Raw genomic sequence first — 18,702 nt, forward strand, 5'->3', positions numbered from 1 at the left:
TTGGAGGGGGTTATTAAAAGTACAATCCTTGATTTGGTTAAGAAAATGGATAGCTTGGAGCGCTCACGTGTTCAAGTGATACCTTGGAGTACGCCAGTTCCTTCATTTGGTGATCCTGTGAAGTCTTATGTGGCGACGTTAGGGCTGAATCCGAGCAATAAAGAGTTCGTTGATGATGCCGGGTTGGAGTTGAATGGTAAGGACCGGAGATTCGAGACTTTAAAATCTTTGGGGGTAAAAAATTGGTCTGATGTTAAAGGGAGTCACTTATCTCGAATTGAAATTTCTTGCAGAAAATATTTCGAGAAAAACCCTTATGATAGGTGGTTTGGTGCTTTGGATGAATTAATATCGGGTACCGGATTCTCTTATTACAATGAAATGTCTCCCGCATGCCATTTGGATTTAGTGCCGTTCGCAACTGACTGCAAATGGTCAAGCTTAAATTCTGCAGAGAAAAAAATCTTGCTTGAGAGCTCTATAGGCTCTCTTGCTAACTTGTTAAAGATATCAAAGATAAAACTGATTGTTTTGAACGGTGCAACCGTGGTCAATCAATTTAACAAGGTCACTCAAGCTAACTTTTCGATAAGGGAGAAGGCTTCCTGGTGCCTGCCTCGGAGTAATGGGGCGCATGTTAAGGGTGTTTCTTACGTTGGTAGTATCGATCATGTCAACGGAGTTGAATTAGGAAGGAGTATAAAGGTTGTCGGGTTTAACCATAACATCCAGAGCAGTTTTGGAGTGACGAAAAAAGTTAAAAGCTCCATTAAGAAATGGATTTCTAGTTATTCATGAGGGCGTATTTGTGCAAATTATGAGTCGTGAAGAGTATCGGGCACTGCTAGGAAACCAGCTGGAGCAGCTCGATGGGGTTGTTCCGCTCCAGGGGATACGTAACGAAAATATGCGTAGCTGCTTGGTTGAGCAGTTTATAGATAGCATTAGAAGAATTGATTACGTTCGTGTACTTAGCGAGAGGGGGGTTTCTGAGCAAGTTTCTGATCCTACTAATGACATGTTTGATCCTATAAAGGCGGCAGTCCACTATCAAGAGCAAGGAAGCATCGATGAGGCATGCTGGCTGGTTTTCTTGGCTATCCATGTAGGTAAAAATGCCAGATCCGGCTGGGTGAGAGTTCGAGACTTATACGGAGCATTGGGTGCCGATATTTGGTCCTGGGAGAGGGTGTGCGGTAATTTGGATGATTTTGGTGTATGGCTTGAACGCAACTATATGAATATAGGTGGGGCGTTCGGAAATCATCGAAAATATGAATCATTAAGACCGAATGTACAGGGAAGCCCGATAAATGTAGTGCGGAGCTACGTTGAATGGGTTGGCGGGAGTCATCAAGCATTTTTCTCCTTTACGCAACAGGAAGTCGACTGTTGTCCGAATGCTCACTTTGATTACTTGTATAACTCAATGTTTTTTGTGCGACGTTTCTCTAGGTTGTCAATATTTGATTATTTGACGATGTTGGCCAAAGTCGGTGTTGTTGATATATCCCCTCCTCGTGCCTACTTGAAGATGGCCACCGGCCCCAAAAAAGGTGCAAAGCTACTTTTCACTGGTAGTCGAGATTCAAATGAAAGCACTGAAAATTTAGAAGGCTTTCTAGTCCTGCTAAATGAGAACATGTCACTTGGATATTTGAGTATGCAAGTGTTAGAAGATGCGTTATGTAATTGGCAAAAAAGTCCAGAACGGCACGTCAGATTCAGAGGTTAATTAATGTTGAGGTATAGATTTCCAATTGTATCTATTCTTTAGTTTGTTCAGATAGTCATGCCTCAACAATCCTGCGTGCTGGAGTTGCCCTACGACGATACCTGGAGAAATTTTTAATTTCTTTGCGAAGCGAATGATTTCTCTCCATTTTCGTGAATTTAATTTTGAGAATTCATTCTCGTATTCTTCTGGAATGAGGATGTTTCTTGCAAACTGATTGGCTTCAGTCTCTGCCGCAGCTTCCGATATGTGCTTTTCTTCTATGAATAACTCGCGATCACTATGGAGAATCAGGTGACCTATTTCATGGAACAGAGTGAACCAAAAATGATCATCGGAAAGGTATCTAAAGCTAAGCATTACCACTGCTTTACCATTTGGAGTTGAAAACGTCGCTCCGCTTGCTCTACAGCCAGAGGGGGTTGGGGCAATAACAAGTACAACTCCACAGTTGGCTAGTATTTCCTTAAGTGGAGGGAGAAATGTTGCAGGGTTTTTTTCTTGACTCAGTGTTTTTATTTTATCTGTGGCGCTTAAAAGTTTCCGCTTGCACAGTGGTGTGCAGTTTGAATTTTCACTTACGATAGACCCTTGCCTAAGCCAAGATATAGTTGCCTCTACAACAGGCTCAAAGGTTTCAGTTGTTCTGAATGCAGTGTCTAAAATTAGACCTTTGTACTTATTTTCCCACTCTTGCATGGATGAAACTTTAAAAAAATCCAGTAGATTTTTGAATTTTTCTCTTTTTGATCTTGTCTTCGGAATCCACCCAAAACTTGCCATATCTCTAGTTGGAAACTTGGACAACCAGGTCTCTTGCTCATTTTCGCTATTAGCTATATGAAGTAGATCATTTCTATATTGCTTCTCACGGTTGATCCAGAATTCCATCGAGCCACCGACGATTTTTTCCAAATCAAGTGCCAATTCTTCATCTATAGGAAAATTACCTTTTAGTAATTTAGCGGTGTCTCTGACAGACTTTTCTATTGTTCGTGCAAACTCGCTAACTTCGATATTTTTCTCATGCAAAATGTCTTTTATTGTATCGCCAGGAGGGCTTGCCCAATTTGGCTGAAAAGCTATGGAATTGTTCATTTTATTTCTCGATCCCTAAAATTTTAATTCGGTAAATTTTTGACCAGTCAATTTGATCATTGACTAATCTAGGGTTTGAAACGTGATTAGCTGAAAATTTGATTAAGTATTGATCAGCTAACTCCAGAACAAACAGTTCATCTCCATTTTCCAGTATTGGCCTAGGCTTCCCCACCAGCAAGTCAAATACCGTGGTTGCTGAACGAATATCAGCCAGTCTTTTTTTCAAGACTTCAGTTACATTAATCCCAAAACAGTCTTGGGCAACGCATTCATTCTCGCATTGATCACGAAGCGCTTTAGTCAAAAATGCGATTTCCAAGTTGTTATCAAGCTAGGTATCCATAGGTTGTACAATCTTATCATTAATGGCGTGATGACTCTCAAGTTATGGCACTTTTAGGTTGAAAATTACGCTGACAGTGGCTTTTGAGCTGCGGCCGTACAGTTATTGACAGTACTCCAAGGGAGGGGCGTTAGCCCCTCCTATTGCCCTCGCTTCCACTCCGTAACTTTCAAATTCAGCAACCGGTCGAACTGTCCACTCGTGAAAGCGCGTGATAACCCTGGATCTCCCCTGAAATAGCAGTCCAATCAATTTTTGAGCTTCTTGGCCGTACTTGTTGAGTCTCTCTTTGATGACATGCAGCGCCCGCAACGGCAGGCTGGCTCGTTCTGGAGTAGGGCCGCGGGACAGCTCGGCGAAGGGAGGAGCTAACGGTCAAACCTTGACTCAACAGCTTTCATGTAAACCCATTCTGATCCAGGAGCGAAGCCGCGAGTCATCGCACGCCGCCATTCCCCACAGAGAGCGGGGCCAGTGGCCCCTTTCGTCTGCTGACAGCTAACAGGCTGATCGATCAAAACCGAACGGTATAGGAGCCGGTCAGCAGAGCAGGTTGGTCACCATCTACCGCGAACTGGGTGTATTCCAGTCCCAGTTCCCCGATCGGCGCGTTCCATACGGCAAAGGCACCGTAAAAGGGATCCTGGCCGTTCTCGCTTCTTCTGCTCTCATACCTATAGCTTTCAGATATCGGAGGTTCCTCCGAGTATTCTTCATAAAAAAAGCCGAGGTCGTATGTGTATTCCTGCATCAAATTGGAAAGCGTAGCGACTCTCCAGTATTGATATCCGGCCGAGAATCCTACGTAGACGGGTTGTTGCATGTCGGTGTGCAGCCGGACGGATGCCCCGAGCAAACGCCCGGCGAAAGTCTGGGTCCCCCGTACTCTGCCTTCCTCGCCATAGAGTGCCAGGTCGCCATATTCGTAATCTATGTGAGTATCGCTCTCGCCGATATCGTAGAGACCAAGTTCGAAGGCGATATAGCGATTGTATTGATAGCCGCCAACCACAGAGAAGCCGAAACTGCGGTCCTTGGTAAAGTCTTCGGCCCTTTCGTCGAGTTTTAGGCTCGCTACCCCGATGCTGCTGCGGAGGTAGGCTTTATCCAGGAAGCCTGGGCGCTGGTCGCTGACTTGCGCATTGGCTGAGATGGATGTCGTCGCAGCGATGGCTGCCATAAATACTTTGTACAACGTTGTATCCCCGTTAACTGGTCATTTTTGGAGGTGGCGTATTCTTCCACAAGGACGTGCTTGACGCGATAGCGTATTGGGGGAGGGGGCAGACGCGGGGCGGTGGTGCGGGGAGTGTTGAGCGCACTCGGTGGGCATCTCGCAGCAGTTGGAGTAGGAGGTGTGCTGTTTGGCCCTGGAGGCACCGCGCCGAGTGGCGCGATGCCTTCGCTGATTAAAAGATGGCCTTATTGATAGTTAACAATCCAGCGTTGTGGCTCGCCACCCCAGTACTCCCACTGACGAATGTCACCGCCGTCTTCGGTACTGAATTCGTAGACATCCAACGCTTTACCGCTAAAGCGCGAAATAATGCCATAGGTGCCGTTGCCTTCATCGATAATCTGCCATTGCTGGTTTTCGCCGCCCTGGTATTCCCACTGGCGAATCTCGCCACCGTCTTCGGTGCTCCAGCCGTACACGTCCAGTGATTTACCGCTGTGGGCGGCGCGTATGGAGTAATAGCCGTTGTTTAAATTGACAATATCCCACTTCTGATTCGCGCTGCCGTTGTCTTCCCACTGGACAACGTTGGCACCGTCGTCGTGGCTGCCAGACTGCACTTCTAACAGTTTTCCGCTGTGCACAGAGGTGAAGGTTACCCGGCCATTTGACAGGGGGCCGGCGGGTTCATCGGCCAGCGAGAAGTTGCGGTTAAACGTCGGCCAGCCATTGGAAAATGACATTTCCAGGATGTCCAAACGGGCAGGCCAACCGGTGGGGCTGGTGCCATCGTAGTAATGAATGGTCGCCAGGTTTTGGCCGTGGTTGTTCAGGTAACCGAAATGCCCGGGGCCAATGTAGATGCCGTCGGTGGCAAGAACAGGGCTGCCGCCGTGGTTCCACATGTCGACGCCGCCCTGATCAATATAAGGGCCGGTCGGGCTGGTGGAGCGTCCCATGACAATGTAATAGTCACTTTCGTTACCGGCACAGCATTCGCCCAGATTGACGAACATATAGTAGTAGCCGTTTATGTACTGTACCTGGGCGGCTTCAAACTCGTGCCAGGCGCCGTTGTTACCAACCACGGGGTAGCGGTTGCCGTTCAGCAAGTGGCCGGTGGCTGGATTGATCTGGCGCATGTAGATACCGGCGTAGTGCGAGCCGTAGACCATCCAGACATTGTTATCGGCATCGCGAAACAGCCCGGCATCAATCGCGTTGACGGGCTGCCCACCGGAATAGGGTTCGTCGACGGTGGAGACCACCATGCCTAGATCTTGCCAGTTGGGGTTATTCAGCGAGTCGGTCACCATAACGCCGATGGCCGATTTCATTCCGGTGGTGTTGGAAAACGCCGAATAGTACAGGTAGTACCTGCCGTTCATTTTAATCAGATCAGGTGCCCAGAAGTTGCCATCAAACCCCGGGACTTTGTCATTGATCCAGTTGGGATAAGTATTAAGGGGCACCGGTGATGGGCCTCGCGACCAGTTGATCAGGTCGGTGGAATAGAGCGCGTTAATCGGGAAGTTGCCTGCCCCTGCGCCAGTACCAAAGGTCCAATAGGTATCACCATCTTTTACGATGGTTGAAGGATCGTGAATATCCGTGGTGCCATTTAAGGTAATGGCATGGCCCTGTAGAGCGCAAAGCAGGCCGAAAAATAGACCCAATACCCTGAAGGTATCTCTCATTTTCATCATTGTACTATCCATCTTGTACTATCCATTCATTCGTTATTTTTGGGGAAAGCACGCACTACTTAAGCGTGATCGACACCTATTTTTAATAGGTAATACAATAGTATTATAATTAGTATGTTTAGAGGGTGATGAATGCCCAGGTACGGGCGTTTTTAAATATCGATTGGAAATAACGGGAGTGGCAGTCCCAAGATATTTGAATATGCGGGGCGCCATTCGTCGACGCTAGCGGATGAGGCTTGTGGGAATGGCTGCTCGACGGGCGCCTATCTTGTCTCGATGGGCAAAGCGCTGCGGCTGGATAACCCATCTATGTTGTCGGTTTATGTCCCAGCGCACGGGCGGGCAACATGAGTACTGCGCGCAGGAACGCAAACAGGGCCTCGAAGGTGATGCCCACAAGGCGAAATGGCAGTGACAGAAGCCAGACGATTGGCCACAGCAGAAGAGCGAGCAGAGCGAGCGGCCAGCAGAAAACGAATAGTATGAGCCAGAGTAGAAAGTTGAGCATTGTGAGTCCTTGTCGGTAGTAACTGTGGTGCGAATTCAGCCCGCCTTAATGGTCGCTATCTCTATAGTCGGGTTTTTGCTGCCGAAATAAAAGTTTTCATTTCTCGTTGAGTTGCTACCGTCTTAGCCACCTAAATTGCTTGGTAAGGAATAGGCTAGTGAGCCACTGGAGGCACTATGAATCTATATATCGCTCACTTCTCGCTCAATAAGATTAGAAAGTCCTGATAACCCTCTTGCTCCTGCTCGTTGTCGTGCCATCGTTGCAAACTTGCAAGATTGACCGGGTGCGCTCTGGCAACCAAAAGGGCCTGTTCCAGGCACTGTTTATCACCGAAATAGTAGTAGTTCGCCAGCCTGTCTTTCACGCAGTCCGTTGGAGTCAGCAACCTGAGGGTGCCGTGTTCTGTCGCTATCGAGTTCACAGCACTGGATGGAATGTATTCATCGCCGATAGTCAGTGGTGCTGAGGGAAACTCTACAGATAACTCTGTGTCGGGATGGATAAAATGACGGCTGTTTTTGGGCTGGTTTTCGAAGCCGAGTGACTGAATGGCTTTGGCGATCTGGCGGTTGCTCTTCAGACTGATATCAATGAAATCCAGATCTTTGGATACATAGTTTTCTGACGAGTAGATTGAGACGCAGGAGCCTCCCGAAAGAACCACGTTGATGCCCGCCTTCTTTAAGGTCTCTGCGATTAAGGCGGCGAGTTCAAGACGAGTCAGTCCACTTATGGGGCTCATAATGGCTTGCCCTTTTTCCGGGGGCGGCGACGATCTAGCTCCAGTTGTTCACGAAGTTCATCGGGGAGCATGCTTAGGGCCTTTTCTATCAAGAGTTTCAGCTCGGGCACAAAAGGGTACCGGGGGTTGTAGCTATAAACTCGGGTCCGCCCGACTTTTTGGCTGATCAACAGGCTATCTCGCTCCATGCGATCCAGCTGTTTCTGAATTGGGCTGAGGTCAGTGGAGAACGTCTTGGCTATCTCTGCCGCGTAACCAGATTCTCTGGCGGTAATGAATAGCAGAACCCGTTCGGCGCTCAGGGAGCCCAGAATTGCTTCGATCATCGATGAACCTATAAAGTGGGTTTTAAAACCTACAAAGTAGGTTTATAAACCTACTTTGTAGGTTTGTCGAGTGTTCTTTTCCAAGCGGTTTAAGTTGCCTCTCGGGCAAGTTTAGATTGCATGCATACTAGGGCGACACGTGGAATGAATTTTTAGACTCGCTTTTGAGGGCCTGTGTAGTTAGTTGGAGCCACTCGCTCGACGGGTCGCACCATCAGCGGCTGACCGCCCACCGGATTCTTGCCACGCTGGCTCTCTGTCATCAGCGTCAAATAGGCTGCACATCGTCTGTCCTCTGTCCTCCATGTGATGGCGGCGGGCCAGTTTATCGGCGCATATCATCCGGAAGCGTGGTGCACCATCTCTATGTGTGGAATGCCATCTTCATCATAGGTCCCGGAAGTTTGTTCAAACCCAAACTCTTCGTAGAAACGCTTTAGATACAACTGCGCTGAAATACGAATGGCGGCCTGCGGGTATTCTCGCTGTGTGTGTTGAATCCCCAGTCGTAATAACTCTCTACCGACCCCGGTGCCTCGTACACTGTTTCGAGTCAGCACCCGGCCGATAGAGGGTTCGCTGTATTTCTCTCCCGGCATCACTACCCGCAGGTAGGCGAGCAGGGTGGGTGCCTCAGCGTTGCTGTCCCAGCAAGTGAGGTGCCAGGCGCGCTGGTCTATTTCGTCCGCATCCTGATAGGCGCAGTTCTGTTCCACGATGAATACTTCCTGGCGGGTGCGAAGGATTTCGTAGAGCTCGGTGGATGTCAGCTGGTCGAAGGTTGACCAGCAGAATTTGGTGTGAACTGTAGTATTTGGCATAAGGATTATTCTATTCGTCATTTTCGGAGTGTGGATATTGCTTTTTACGGCTAATTGGAACAGAAGTCTCAATACTGTTCGATAAGTAGTATAAAAATATAATATTGTTTATGATCCTGCCGTCGAGGTTTTCTTTGCCTCGACCAATGCTGCATGTAACGCGCTGTAGCCTTTCGGTTTGCCATCTTGTTTCTGGTGCCGGGTTGACGTTTGAAGTCTTGTGGCTTCACGACGGCTTTGGTTCTTCGTTCCTGAATGAACCCAAATCCAAAAATAATGTAAAAAAATCAGGAATAGTGTGATGAGAAAAGTTCTATTAATTCTTTCTTTGCTGCTGTTGTGTGCAAACGCATCGGCCATTTCCTCGGGCCGGTATGTCATCGTTTCCAAGCTTAACGGTAATGCGCTGGATGTGAGTGACTTCGATACCGCCGATGGTGCCAATGTGATGACCTGGCTGACGCTGGGTAATAACAATCAGCAGTTCGATGTCACCCAGTTGTCGGATGGAAGTTATTCCATCCGCCCGGTGCACAGTGGCAAGTCTCTCGATGTTTATGAGTGGAATACCGAAGACGGTGCGGAGGTTCGTCAGTGGACGTACACCGGCGGCGACAACCAGCGCTGGTGGATTGATCATCAGGGCGGCGATTATTACTCGATTAGCTCCAAGCTGAGTAACAAGGCCATCGATGTGTGGGAAATGAGTATGTATGCGGGAGCGGATGCCCGTCTGTTTACCTACTGGGGCGGCGCCGGCCAGCTGTGGGCGTTCCAGCGAGTGGGTAGCTCCAGTGAATGCTATGCCGGCGCATCCATCAGTGACCGCTTTGTGGACTGTGGCGGTAAGACAATCGGCCTCAGTTGCACCGGTGACAGCGAATCCCAGTCGCCGGTGCTGAGGCTCAATAATGCTTCGGTCCGCAATGTAAAGCTCGCCGCGAATGGCGGTGCAGATGGTATCCACTGCGAGGGCGGTAACTGTACCCTGGCGGATGTTGTCTGGAATGATATCTGCGAGGACGCGGCCACCAACAAGTCAGAGGGCGGGACAATGACCATTGTCGGTGGGTCTGCCTATAACAGTAATGGTGGGTATGGCGGCAATCCGGACAAGATCTTTCAGCATAACTCCAAAAACAGCACCACGATCATTACCGGCGGATTTACCGCTGTGGGAACCCACGGCAAGCTGTGGCGCTCCTGTGGTAACTGCACCAACAACGGTGGTCCGCGCAATGCGCTGATTTACGATGTAAATATCAATGCGGATATCGGCTCTATTGCCGGGGTCAACGGTAACTACGGCGATGTGGCCACCATCCGGGATTTGCGGATTCTGAACTACAGCAGCAGTAATCCGCCGGTATGTGAGGAATACCTGGGTGTGCAGAAGGGGAGTTCTTCGACCAAGTACGGTGAACGCTGGAATACGGCCAGTTGCGATGTGTCTCCGTCTGATGTCAGCCAGTACTGATTGCCGTATATCCGGCTGATCCCGAGGGGTGAGGCCGGAGCTGGCAGAAGACAATGTAGAAGACAATAAAAAAGGCCTGATCCTTGCGGATCAGGCCTTTTCTGTATGGCGCGCTCGGGAGGATTCGAACCTCCGACCGCCTGGTTCGTAGCCAGGTACTCTATCCAGCTGAGCTACGAGCGCGTCGAGGAGGCGAACAATACAGAGCGGTGGCGGGGAGGTCAAGAGGTACTTTGGGAATTTGTATGGAAATCATAGGGTTAACGGAAAATTCGCTCACTGTTTAACCTGATTTCTCCCCGACACCCATTAATACTGCATCAAAACCGGATATTTCATATACGCCTGGTCGTAATACCGGCTGCGCTCGTAGAAGAAGGCCAGCCGTGCACGGGGATCGTCGGCGAAGGACTTGTCCTGCAGGCGCTCTTCAAACGCCTTTTTGAGTTTTGGATCCTGTGCCAGCATCTTTTCGGCCAGAGGGACCAGGGCGTAGGGCTCGGCGTATTCCGTGCGCTGGAAGCTCTGGTTGAAGAATCCCCACTGGAAGAAGGAGTCCGGCCCTCTGGGGTCGAGCAGTGCCACCGCCACTTCACCCAGCGGCTGGTCGGTGCTGACCTCGATGTAATTCGCCAGCGAAGTTTCTATATTCTCCTTGGTGAATTTTGCATTGACCCGGAGATGCCCTTCAAAGGGAGCCTCGGCAAATTCGGGTTCACTGATACTGAAGCGCGTGAGGGTTGCGGATTCCCGTTTGGGCTTGCCTAACTGGATTCCGTGGGCTTTGAGCCTGGAGATCACGAGGGCGTCGTGGCGCGGAATGTAGAAGGCCTTGGGGACTGTTACCTCTACAGCTTTCACTTCGTCCCGGAATACCGGGAGCTTGAAGTAGTCCTTGGCTTTGCCCAGCCAGACTACCCGCTCGTCACCGCTGATGGGATTCTTTGTTTTCTCGTAGGCCATGCCTTTGAAGGGCTTGTCTGCGTAGACAGAAAGATCCGGCTCGTCGTTGGCTTTCCAGGCCAGAACCTGGGTCCTGGGGCGGCGTTTCCGGTCGCTGGCGATGGCTTTCTGCAGTGCGCTGCTGTGCTCCGCCACAGAGGCTAGAGCAGCCTTGATCAGTACATAGGTGCCGAGAACGCGTTGGCGGTAAGGTTTGAGCGAATGGTTCTCTACCAGAACGGTGGGTGTGTGGCGCAGGTCGCCGAGACCGTTTGAGAAACGTGGGCTGGCTGTCCAATGGCTGATGCCATCGGAGAACTCGTCGTAGTTGACTCCGAAGATCAGCGGCCCCGGAATATGGCCGGCTTCCTTGAGGGCGGAGTCGATATCGCCCTGCAGCTGTTGTTCCAGCCAGGTAGCGATTGCGGGGGAGTCGCTGGCGAAAGCGCCGTTGTAACCGTAGGTGATGTCGTACTGGTAGTCCTCACCATCGGTGACGTGGATATCGAGATATAGCTCTGGCTGGTAGTCGTTGATGATGTCCATCACTGCACGCAGTTCCGGCGTGTCCAGCTTGGTGTAATCGCGGTTGAGATTCAGGTTGTTGCCGTTGGTGCGCCAGCCTGCATTTTCCGGTCCCCGTTGATTCATGCGGGTATAGGGGCCGGCGCGTTCGTGGCCATCCACATTGAGAATCGGGATGATCAGCAGATTTGCGCGTTCCACCAGCCGCTGCAGCTCCTGATCGCCATTGATGTAATCCCGGAGCAACATAAAGCTCGCATCCTTGCCGTCAATCTCACCGGAGTGGATTCCGGCCTGGGCGAGCAGGGTAGGTTTGCCGTTGTTGCGCGGGTCACTGCCATCGGCGCTGAGGGTGATCAACTGGATGGCGCGGCCACTGCTGGCGTGGCCAATATCTTCAACGCGGATATCTTTACTCGCTGCGGCGAGCTTTTCTGCGAAGGCTCGGGTGGCGGTGTAATCGGGGGTAGTTTTGAAGCCGGTTGCCTCCGCTGGTGTCACCCATTGTCCTTCGCTGACAATCAGTTGCTCGGAGGCGCCTTGCCAGGGCAGTAGCGGCGGTAAGGGCGCCTGGATAGAAGGGATGGAATCTGCAGCCATTGCACCGCCGCCGATAGAGAAAAGGGCGATACCGCCAATGAGTGCTGTTGTCAGGTGATTCCGTTTATGCGTTGGTTGGGCGCGAAAGAAGTTGCTTTTCATACCGGGCGGGGTCTCTGCTTTTTTTCGAAAAGGGGTTGACTTACTTTTTTCAGGCAATATGCTTGCCGGCAATTATTAACGCACACTCTGTGTGCCCGTCAAAGGAGCCATGAAATGTACAACCCGAGATTAATCAACAAATCGAACTGATTTACCTTTCATGCGCTCGAGCTTGAAAGGTGTCAGAAAATCGATGCCTTTCAAGCCGGAACTTCCTGAAGCCCTGGCTTGTGCCGGGGCTTTTTCGTTTCTGATACCGAGCATTCGGTAATCTATCTGGAAACACCGCCTGGTACTCGGAAAGGCATTTCCAAGCTATAAATCGTGGAGAAATCCAGGGAATCATTATGCCTGTAAAAATGGTACTGAACAGCAATGCACCGCCGAATACCGTGCCGGTAAAAATCTATACCGAGGATGTGGAAGCGGCAGCATTGCAACAACTTAAAAACATCGCCCAGTTGCCGATTGTGCATTCTCACGTGGCGGCCATGCCGGACGTGCATATGGGGATTGGTGCAACGGTAGGGTCTGTAATTCCCACCCTCGGCGCCATTATTCCCGCCGCTGTGGGGGTGGACATCGGCTGTGGTATGAACGCGGTGCGCACGTCTCTGCAAGCACACCAGCTGCCGGACAATCTGAAGCCGCTGCGTGACGCGATTGAGCGCCGTGTACCGGTGGGGTTTGGTCGACACAAGCGGATAAGCGCTCGTGAAGCGGCAGCAAAACAGCTGGCGGGGGGGCGGATCACCTATTTGCCAAGCACCCGGAATTGCTGAAGAAGCTGCGCAAACCACAGGAAACCTGGGTAACCCAACTGGGGACCCTGGGTGGTGGCAATCACTTTATCGAGATCTGTCTCGACGAAGACAATATGGTCTGGGTGATGCTGCACTCCGGTAGCCGTGGCATTGGCAATGCCATCGGCCAGCACTTTATCCGCCTGGCAAAGCGGGACATGGAAGGGCATATGCATAATCTGCCCGACCGAGATCTGGCGTATTTCAGCGAAGGCAACGGCCACTTCGACGATTACATCGAGGCCGTGCATTGGGCGCAGGAATACGCGCGGGTGAACCGCCAGGAGATGATGAAGCTGGTAGTGAGCGTACTACAGCAACAGTTGCCGCCGTTCCAGCTGACCTCTGAGGCCATCAATTGCCACCACAATTATGTGGTGCGTGAGCAGCACTTTGGGCGCGATGTATTTGTGACCCGCAAGGGCGCGATCAGTGCGCAGAAAGATCAGTTGGGAATCATTCCGGGTTCCATGGGGGCACGTTCGTACATCGTTCGCGGCCGTGGCAATCCGGAGTCCTTCTGTTCCTGTGCCCACGGCGCCGGTCGCCGTATGAGTCGGACCGCTGCGCGCAAGCGCTTCTCACGGGAGGATCTGGAGGCGCAGACCCGCGGGGTACAGTGCCGCAAGGACAAGGGCGTCATCGACGAGATTCCGGCGGCCTACAAAGATATCGACCGGGTGATGGAAAACCAACGTGACCTGGTGGATGTGGTGCATACCCTGAAGCAGGTGGTCTGCATCAAAGGATAAACATCGTTATGAAAAGGAGAGACTATTAATGTCGAAAAAACGATCGGGGAAATCTACCCGAAAGACTGTGCGCAGCGCGGCTGTTCTAAAACCAAGTCGCAATCGCGTTGCCTGCAACCCGCTGTTGCGTAAAGGCGGCCCTCATGTGAAGGCCAAGTCCGGAGAGCGTTTCAGCGGCAAACAGCAAACCAGAAAAGCGGCACGGGAGTGGCAGGGCTCCCGTGCCCACGACACGGCCTTTACTGTCCTTCCTCCACTGTCCTTTCCCCGATATCCCTTCCTCAATCCCCCCCCTTTATTGCAGCCTGACTGTCAATTCTGACACCTACCTCCGACACCTATCCTCCGACACCCATCTCCGAACATTAGGAATCTTCGATCCGGATTCTATACTTGGGCTTCATGCTTAAGGGATGGTCAATCTTCGGGAGGTTGATATGGAAGGGCTATTAGGACTGTTGATACTAATTGCCGATATCTACGCAATCGTAAAGATCCTGCAAAGCTCGGCTTCCACGCTGAAGAAGGTGATCTGGGTGCTGGTAGTGCTGATTCTGCCGGTGATCGGTCTGATTTTGTGGTTCTTTGCTGGTCCAGGGGGGAGAAGTGGCTGATAGAGGCAATCTTTATGGGGGCGGCGAGTCGTGCTCTCCCTGTTGGGAGTACGACTGAGCTGTTCTCCAAGTTTTAACCCGAATACAATGCCTCGGAGCTTTTTTAATAAGATTCCGGCATGCCGCATAAGCTTTCACCAATAATCGAATATTTCCGCCGCTGCTACAGGGCGGACAGCTACGATCTCTCTATTTCCAATATTGAGAAACTTCCCAAAAATCGTCGAATTTATCTTGAAGGTGAAGATGAGCTGGCTTCCGGCTCGCTGCCGCGTGTGCCTTTGGTTTCTTCGGCTGCTGAGAATTTGCGGGAGCTCAGTGATAGCTATCGTAGGGAGCGGAAGCTGGTTTATTGCATTTTCTCTGTTACCGGCAGCATCGCCAGTGCCGGTGGCTTTGCTTCCCAGCGTAAACTGTGCGCGCCGCTTATTTACACCCCGGCAACCCTGACTCGTGATGAGGACATCTTTCTCGAGGCAGATGCGACTGATATACGGATAAACCTTCCAGTCTTACGGCTATTGCTGAAACCTGAAGAAGACTCGGCCGCTGTCGAGCAATTTCCGGTACCTCGCTGGCCGCTGGATACGAGCCAGGTGGCCGCGATGGGACGATGGCTGCACAAGTACAGTGTGTTGGGTGATGTGGAGGAGCTTGGGTGTTGGCCCCGATTGCTCAGTGGTGATGAAGTGGCGGCGAGAGCGAGTCAAAAAGGCTTGCAGTTGTCGTCGACGGCTTGTGTGGTTCTCGCGGATCGCAGCAAGGGGGTACGTGGCGTCCTGCATGAGTTGACGTTGCTGACCGAGCGTGAAGATTTGTCTCGGCCGGTCTTGCAGTTGCTGAGTGAGGGCGGGCAGCAGACCAAGTCCTCTGCCAGCACCCCAAATGTGCTGCCCGGGCTGCTGAGCGAAGCGCAAAAGCGGGCACTGCACAATGCCGCCAAGAGCGGCTTGAGTTTAGTCTCGGGGCCTCCGGGTACGGGGAAAAGTTTCACCATTGCGGCGATGGCAATTGATCGCATCTTGCAGGGAGAATCGGTACTTATCGTATCCAAAACACCGCAGGCCATTGATGTGGTGGGCGAGAAGCTTGCCAGTGGTTACGGGTTGCAAGCCGGGTTTGTGCGGGCAGGGGAGAATGGGGTTTCCCAAAGCCTGAAGTCCCATCTGGAGTCGGTTCTCAAAGAAGGGGTAGACGCCGCGAGCAAACCACTCTCGGAGGTCCGCAAAGATCGCGACCAGGCCTACGAGGCGCTGTGCCGGGAAGAGCGGCGCTTTACACGCGCCTTGCGTGGGGCAAGGAAATTCGGTTCCAGTACATTGCCCAACTGGCTGGTCAAGGTGTTGGGGGCGGTTTACGGATCCTTCCCCGATACAGAAACACTGTGGGCGCAACAGGCGTCCATTGGTCGTCGTCGGGATACTTTTGAAAAAGCGGCGACACAGTACCTGAACGCTGTCTGGTTAAACCGTCTGACGCAGCTGCTGGATACGGAGCGGGGGACACTGTCGCTGTTCAATCAGGCGCTCCGGTCTCGAACTTCCAAGCGCCAGGCGGAACGATTCGCCCAGCTGGATTTTAATGTCATCCTTCAGGCCTATCCGATCTGGCTGGTCGGGCTGGATGAAATAAGTCAGGTACTACCCAATATTGGGTCGCTTTTCGATTTGGTGATCTTTGACGAAGCAACCCAGTGTGATATTGCCAGCGCTCTACCAGCGGTGCAGCGCAGCAAGCGTGCCGTGGTAGTCGGAGATGGTAAGCAGTTGCGTCATGTGTCCTTTCTGTCGAAGAGTGTTCAGGAAAGAATCTGGTATGACTGTACGGGAGAAGAGGGCCCCCCATCTTGCTACCGTTATCGTGAACACGCGTTTTTGGACCTGACCTCGGACATGATCAGTAGCCAATCGTCGGTGACCATGCTGGATGAGCACTACCGAAGCAGGCCTGAGTTGATCCACTTTAGCAATCGGCATTTTTACCGCGGGCGCCTGAAAATCATGCAGTCACGCCCGGGGGTGTCCGGAGAGCTTTCGTTGGAATTTCTCCGGGTAGCGGGCAGGAGAGCTTCGAATGGCCGGAATAAGGTGGAATGCGAGGAGGTCATCCGCGTGGTCGGCGCGCATATAGCGCAACATGCTGCATCTCCAGTCAAGCCATCTATAGGGGTGCTGTCGCCCTATCGTGAACAGGCCGAATATCTTGACCGGGAGGTGCGGAAGGCATATTCAACGGGTGTGCTGGATGAGTACGCTTTTCGTGCAGCAACCCCTTATGGGTTTCAGGGAGAGGAGCGGGATCTCATAGTGCTCTCGATATCGATTGATGCCGATTCCACCCGCGCTGCCGCTTATCTAAATCGGCCGGATATGTTTAACGTTGCTGTGACTCGGGCGAGAAAGCGCCAGTTGGTGATTCACTCGGTCGATGCCGGCAGTTTGCCCCCGGAGAACCTGTTCGCGCGCTACCTGTCGTATGATCATCGGGAAAATAATGCCGGTGGCAATGACGTTCTCTGCAGTTTTGCCGAGGAAGTGAAAGGTGCGCTGGAGCAAGCCGGAGCCAACTCCTGGATTGGGTTTACTATTGCCGGGCATGAAGTGGATGTCGTCTGCGAGAGGGATGGGCGCCTGCTCGGTATAGACCTGGTTGGGTATCCTGGTGCATTTTTTGACCACTTCTCACTGCAGGCTTACCACGTATTGCACCGGGCGGGGGTGCACATGGTTCCGTTGGTTTACCGGCAGTGGAAACAGGGGCGTGAAGAGTGTGTCAGAGGTCTGCTTCAGCGCTTGGGGCGCGGGTAAGCTGGCAACGATGAAACTTTGCGCGCTTTAGCGTTTTTCCAATAGATCGCGTGCGATAATCCTCAGGCGGTTATTGCGGTTCATTTTGCATTTCCCGCGCCTGCTTGAGAATATCGGGCACTGCGCTGTCTTCTACGCCCAGTACGTCGATAATCGCTACCAGCAGGTCTGCTGAGAACATGCACTTGCTGACCTTGCTGCGCAGGTTTTCCGGCGTGACGCTGATGCCCCGTTCAGCCAGGGCACTGGCCAGATCGTTGTAGCGTACGTTTTTGAGTGCCATAGAGGCGCGCACGTAGCGGGCTATGGCCTGTTTATAGGGTGTCAGTGCTCGGTGGTTCTCGAGGCTTTGCTTCTGATCCATGGGTTTTCCTCTGCTTTGTTGCTCATAATAGCCTTGTGTGTCTTATTTGCAACAAAAGTGCCGCCAAGGCATTGACCTAGAAAAAATTACTGATATATTTGTGACTCATATTCCACATCAACTAGTCCATATCAACAAGGGAGTTGAAATGACCTGGAACAACGAAAATCTGCGCCAGCTGGCCGAACAGCATCCCGACTGGGTGGTCGAGGCAGAGGGTGATTGCCTCAGCGTATCTAATGATGAGGGCGTCGATGCCTTTGTTTATGTGGGCGAACGCCAGATTGTGGTTGAAAGCATTCTGTTTCCCGTCAGTCAGGTAGACGATGAGGCGGCGCTGAACAAGCTGATTCTGCAAACCCATCAGCTGCTGCCGTTGACGACCGTCGCCATCAAGAACATCGGTGGGGAGGACTATTACGTAGCCTTTGGCGCATTGTCTGTGTCCAGCAAGGACGAGGTGGTGATTGAAGAGGTGGAAACCCTGTTTGGTAACGTGGGTGACTTCCTGGACCTGTACGCGGCACATTTTGAACTGGAGGGTGTAGCATGAGCCTGAAGAAACTTTGGACCGCTCTGCGCGGCGCTGTAAACGAAGGTACCGAGGCAGTCGCTGACAGCCAGTCTCTGCGGATCCTGGATCAGGAACTGCGCGATGCAAAATCGGAACTGAAAGCCTGCGATGAAAACCTGACCAAAATCATGGCCAAGCGCAAGCTGGCGGAGAATAAGGTGAAGGCGCTGCAAGCCGATATCGATAACTACACCACGCACGCGATTGCTGCGAGCGAGAAGGGCGATGAGGCACTGGCGATCGAGTGTGCCGAACGGGTCGCCGAGCTGGAGTCCCAGATCGAGGTGGAGCAGGGCTTGCTGCAAGGCTTCAAATCTTCCGAGACTTCTCTGAAGAGCAATATCTCCAAGGCGAAGGCCAATGTGCGCCGCATGGAACAGCAGATCGACCAGATCAAGGCCACCGAGTCTGTACAGAAGGCGCAGGTAGCCGTTTCCACCCGCCATATGGGGGCCAACAGCAAAGTAAAGACCGCGCTGGATAGTATGGAGCGCATCAAAGCCAAGCAGCAGCAACGAGCTGCGGAGCTGGAAGCGGCGGACGAGCTGGCCTCGGAAGAGAGCGGCTCCAGCCTGGACTCCAAGCTGAAGGCTGCCGGTATTGCGCCGGGAGGCCAGGTCAGCGGGAGCGACAAGTTGGCGCAGCTGCTGGCCAAGAAAAGCACCCAGGCCTAAGCC

General features: G+C 52.0%; 18 protein-coding genes and 1 tRNA gene. 9 read left to right on the top strand and 10 right to left on the bottom strand.

Annotated elements, in window-relative coordinates; translation table 11 throughout:
- Together LPW13_RS06000 and LPW13_RS06005 are read left to right on the top strand one after the other, a co-directional pair.
- Positions 1–798, top strand: a complete 798-nt coding sequence (locus LPW13_RS06000) for a hypothetical protein (protein WP_230438523.1) — start codon at positions 1–3, stop codon at positions 796–798.
- A gap of 19 nt (positions 799–817) precedes the next feature.
- Entirely contained in the window at positions 818–1,735 is a 918-nt protein-coding gene (locus LPW13_RS06005) for an alpha-glutamyl/putrescinyl thymine pyrophosphorylase clade 3 protein (RefSeq protein WP_230439155.1), read from the top strand.
- On the opposite strand, the gene LPW13_RS06010 is transcribed toward LPW13_RS06005, so the two are convergent.
- The 7 genes from LPW13_RS06010 to LPW13_RS06040 form a co-directional block, all read right to left on the bottom strand.
- Positions 1,736–2,833 carry an ImmA/IrrE family metallo-endopeptidase gene (locus tag LPW13_RS06010; protein WP_230438524.1) on the bottom strand — a complete coding sequence of 366 codons (1,098 nt, stop codon included), beginning with the start codon at positions 2,831–2,833 and terminating at the stop codon, positions 1,736–1,738.
- Between the two features lies 1 nt (position 2,834).
- Positions 2,835–3,155, bottom strand: a complete 321-nt coding sequence (locus LPW13_RS06015) for a hypothetical protein (RefSeq protein WP_230438525.1) — start codon at positions 3,153–3,155, stop codon at positions 2,835–2,837.
- Between the two features lie 538 nt (positions 3,156–3,693).
- Positions 3,694–4,374, bottom strand: coding sequence for an outer membrane beta-barrel protein (locus LPW13_RS06020; RefSeq protein WP_230438526.1), 681 nt, complete (start codon positions 4,372–4,374; stop codon positions 3,694–3,696).
- A 227-nt stretch (positions 4,375–4,601) separates the two neighbouring features.
- Positions 4,602–6,062 carry an RICIN domain-containing protein gene (locus tag LPW13_RS06025; protein WP_230438527.1) on the bottom strand — a complete coding sequence of 487 codons (1,461 nt, stop codon included), beginning with the start codon at positions 6,060–6,062 and terminating at the stop codon, positions 4,602–4,604.
- Between the two features lie 704 nt (positions 6,063–6,766).
- On the bottom strand, positions 6,767–7,318 hold the full coding sequence (locus LPW13_RS06030; RefSeq protein ID WP_230438528.1) for a hypothetical protein: 552 nt from the start codon (positions 7,316–7,318) through the stop codon (positions 6,767–6,769).
- Entirely contained in the window at positions 7,315–7,644 is a 330-nt protein-coding gene (locus LPW13_RS06035; protein ID WP_230438530.1) for a winged helix-turn-helix domain-containing protein, read from the bottom strand. The genes LPW13_RS06030 and LPW13_RS06035 overlap by 4 nt, the downstream gene beginning before the upstream one ends.
- Positions 7,645–7,982: 338 nt before the next feature.
- Positions 7,983–8,465, bottom strand: coding sequence for a GNAT family N-acetyltransferase (locus tag LPW13_RS06040; protein WP_230438531.1), 483 nt, complete (start codon positions 8,463–8,465; stop codon positions 7,983–7,985).
- A 301-nt stretch (positions 8,466–8,766) separates the two neighbouring features.
- Between LPW13_RS06040 and LPW13_RS06045 the strand changes: the two genes are divergently transcribed.
- A complete protein-coding gene (locus LPW13_RS06045; RefSeq protein WP_230438533.1) occupies positions 8,767–9,942 on the top strand; it encodes a pectate lyase in 1,176 nt (391 codons plus the stop codon).
- Between the two features lie 106 nt (positions 9,943–10,048).
- On the opposite strand, the gene LPW13_RS06050 is transcribed toward LPW13_RS06045, so the two are convergent.
- Together LPW13_RS06050 and LPW13_RS06055 are read right to left on the bottom strand one after the other, a co-directional pair.
- A tRNA-Arg gene (locus LPW13_RS06050) sits at positions 10,049–10,125 on the bottom strand.
- Between the two features lie 126 nt (positions 10,126–10,251).
- A complete protein-coding gene (locus LPW13_RS06055) occupies positions 10,252–12,111 on the bottom strand; it encodes a M14 family metallopeptidase (protein WP_230438534.1) in 1,860 nt (619 codons plus the stop codon).
- A gap of 347 nt (positions 12,112–12,458) precedes the next feature.
- Here LPW13_RS06055 and LPW13_RS18305 point away from each other — a divergent pair, with 347 nt between their 5' ends.
- From LPW13_RS18305 to LPW13_RS06070, 4 genes are all read left to right on the top strand, one after another.
- Positions 12,459–12,893, top strand: a complete 435-nt coding sequence (locus tag LPW13_RS18305; protein ID WP_277611246.1) for an RtcB family protein — start codon at positions 12,459–12,461, stop codon at positions 12,891–12,893.
- Positions 12,887–13,666 (top strand): RtcB family protein, encoded by a 780-nt coding sequence (locus tag LPW13_RS18310; RefSeq protein WP_277611247.1) that lies wholly within the window; start codon positions 12,887–12,889, stop codon positions 13,664–13,666. Before LPW13_RS18305 ends, LPW13_RS18310 begins: the two co-directional genes overlap by 7 nt.
- 437 nt (positions 13,667–14,103) lie before the next feature.
- On the top strand, positions 14,104–14,280 hold the full coding sequence (locus LPW13_RS06065; protein ID WP_230438536.1) for a PLD nuclease N-terminal domain-containing protein: 177 nt from the start codon (positions 14,104–14,106) through the stop codon (positions 14,278–14,280).
- A 119-nt stretch (positions 14,281–14,399) separates the two neighbouring features.
- Positions 14,400–17,087 carry a DEAD/DEAH box helicase gene (locus LPW13_RS06070; RefSeq protein ID WP_230438537.1) on the top strand — a complete coding sequence of 896 codons (2,688 nt, stop codon included), beginning with the start codon at positions 14,400–14,402 and terminating at the stop codon, positions 17,085–17,087.
- A 70-nt stretch (positions 17,088–17,157) separates the two neighbouring features.
- Here LPW13_RS06070 and LPW13_RS06075 read toward each other — a convergent pair whose 3' ends face one another.
- Entirely contained in the window at positions 17,158–17,451 is a 294-nt protein-coding gene (locus tag LPW13_RS06075) for a DUF6471 domain-containing protein (RefSeq protein WP_230438538.1), read from the bottom strand.
- Positions 17,452–17,599: 148 nt separating this feature from the next.
- Between LPW13_RS06075 and LPW13_RS06080 the strand changes: the two genes are divergently transcribed.
- Together LPW13_RS06080 and LPW13_RS06085 are read left to right on the top strand one after the other, a co-directional pair.
- A complete protein-coding gene (locus LPW13_RS06080) occupies positions 17,600–18,004 on the top strand; it encodes a DUF2170 family protein (protein ID WP_230438540.1) in 405 nt (134 codons plus the stop codon).
- On the top strand, positions 18,001–18,699 hold the full coding sequence (locus tag LPW13_RS06085; protein WP_230438542.1) for a PspA/IM30 family protein: 699 nt from the start codon (positions 18,001–18,003) through the stop codon (positions 18,697–18,699). Before LPW13_RS06080 ends, LPW13_RS06085 begins: the two co-directional genes overlap by 4 nt.
- Positions 18,700–18,702: the final 3 nt, after the last annotated feature.

Source organism: Microbulbifer celer (assembly GCF_020991125.1).
GTDB classification, from domain to species: Bacteria; Pseudomonadota; Gammaproteobacteria; order Pseudomonadales; family Cellvibrionaceae; genus Microbulbifer; species Microbulbifer celer.

Bases quoted from the DNA above. Each gene is read 5' to 3' on its own strand.
- LPW13_RS06035 (WP_230438530.1), bottom strand. From the start codon at position 7,644: ATGATCGAAGCAATTCTGGGCTCCCTGAGCGCCGAACGGGTTCTGCTA.
- LPW13_RS18305 (WP_277611246.1), top strand. From the start codon at position 12,459: ATGCCTGTAAAAATGGTACTGAACAGCAATGCACCGCCGAATACCGTG.
- LPW13_RS06080 (WP_230438540.1), top strand. From the start codon at position 17,600: ATGACCTGGAACAACGAAAATCTGCGCCAGCTGGCCGAACAGCATCCC.
- LPW13_RS06085 (WP_230438542.1), top strand. From the start codon at position 18,001: ATGAGCCTGAAGAAACTTTGGACCGCTCTGCGCGGCGCTGTAAACGAA.
- LPW13_RS06070 (WP_230438537.1), top strand. From the start codon at position 14,400: ATGCCGCATAAGCTTTCACCAATAATCGAATATTTCCGCCGCTGCTAC.
- LPW13_RS06065 (WP_230438536.1), top strand. From the start codon at position 14,104: ATGGAAGGGCTATTAGGACTGTTGATACTAATTGCCGATATCTACGCA.
- LPW13_RS06030 (WP_230438528.1), bottom strand. From the start codon at position 7,318: ATGAGCCCCATAAGTGGACTGACTCGTCTTGAACTCGCCGCCTTAATC.
- LPW13_RS06055 (WP_230438534.1), bottom strand. From the start codon at position 12,111: ATGAAAAGCAACTTCTTTCGCGCCCAACCAACGCATAAACGGAATCAC.
- LPW13_RS06025 (WP_230438527.1), bottom strand. From the start codon at position 6,062: ATGATGAAAATGAGAGATACCTTCAGGGTATTGGGTCTATTTTTCGGC.
- LPW13_RS06075 (WP_230438538.1), bottom strand. From the start codon at position 17,451: ATGGATCAGAAGCAAAGCCTCGAGAACCACCGAGCACTGACACCCTAT.
- LPW13_RS06045 (WP_230438533.1), top strand. From the start codon at position 8,767: ATGAGAAAAGTTCTATTAATTCTTTCTTTGCTGCTGTTGTGTGCAAAC.
- LPW13_RS06010 (WP_230438524.1), bottom strand. From the start codon at position 2,833: ATGAACAATTCCATAGCTTTTCAGCCAAATTGGGCAAGCCCTCCTGGC.
- LPW13_RS06040 (WP_230438531.1), bottom strand. From the start codon at position 8,465: ATGCCAAATACTACAGTTCACACCAAATTCTGCTGGTCAACCTTCGAC.
- LPW13_RS06005 (WP_230439155.1), top strand. From the start codon at position 818: ATGAGTCGTGAAGAGTATCGGGCACTGCTAGGAAACCAGCTGGAGCAG.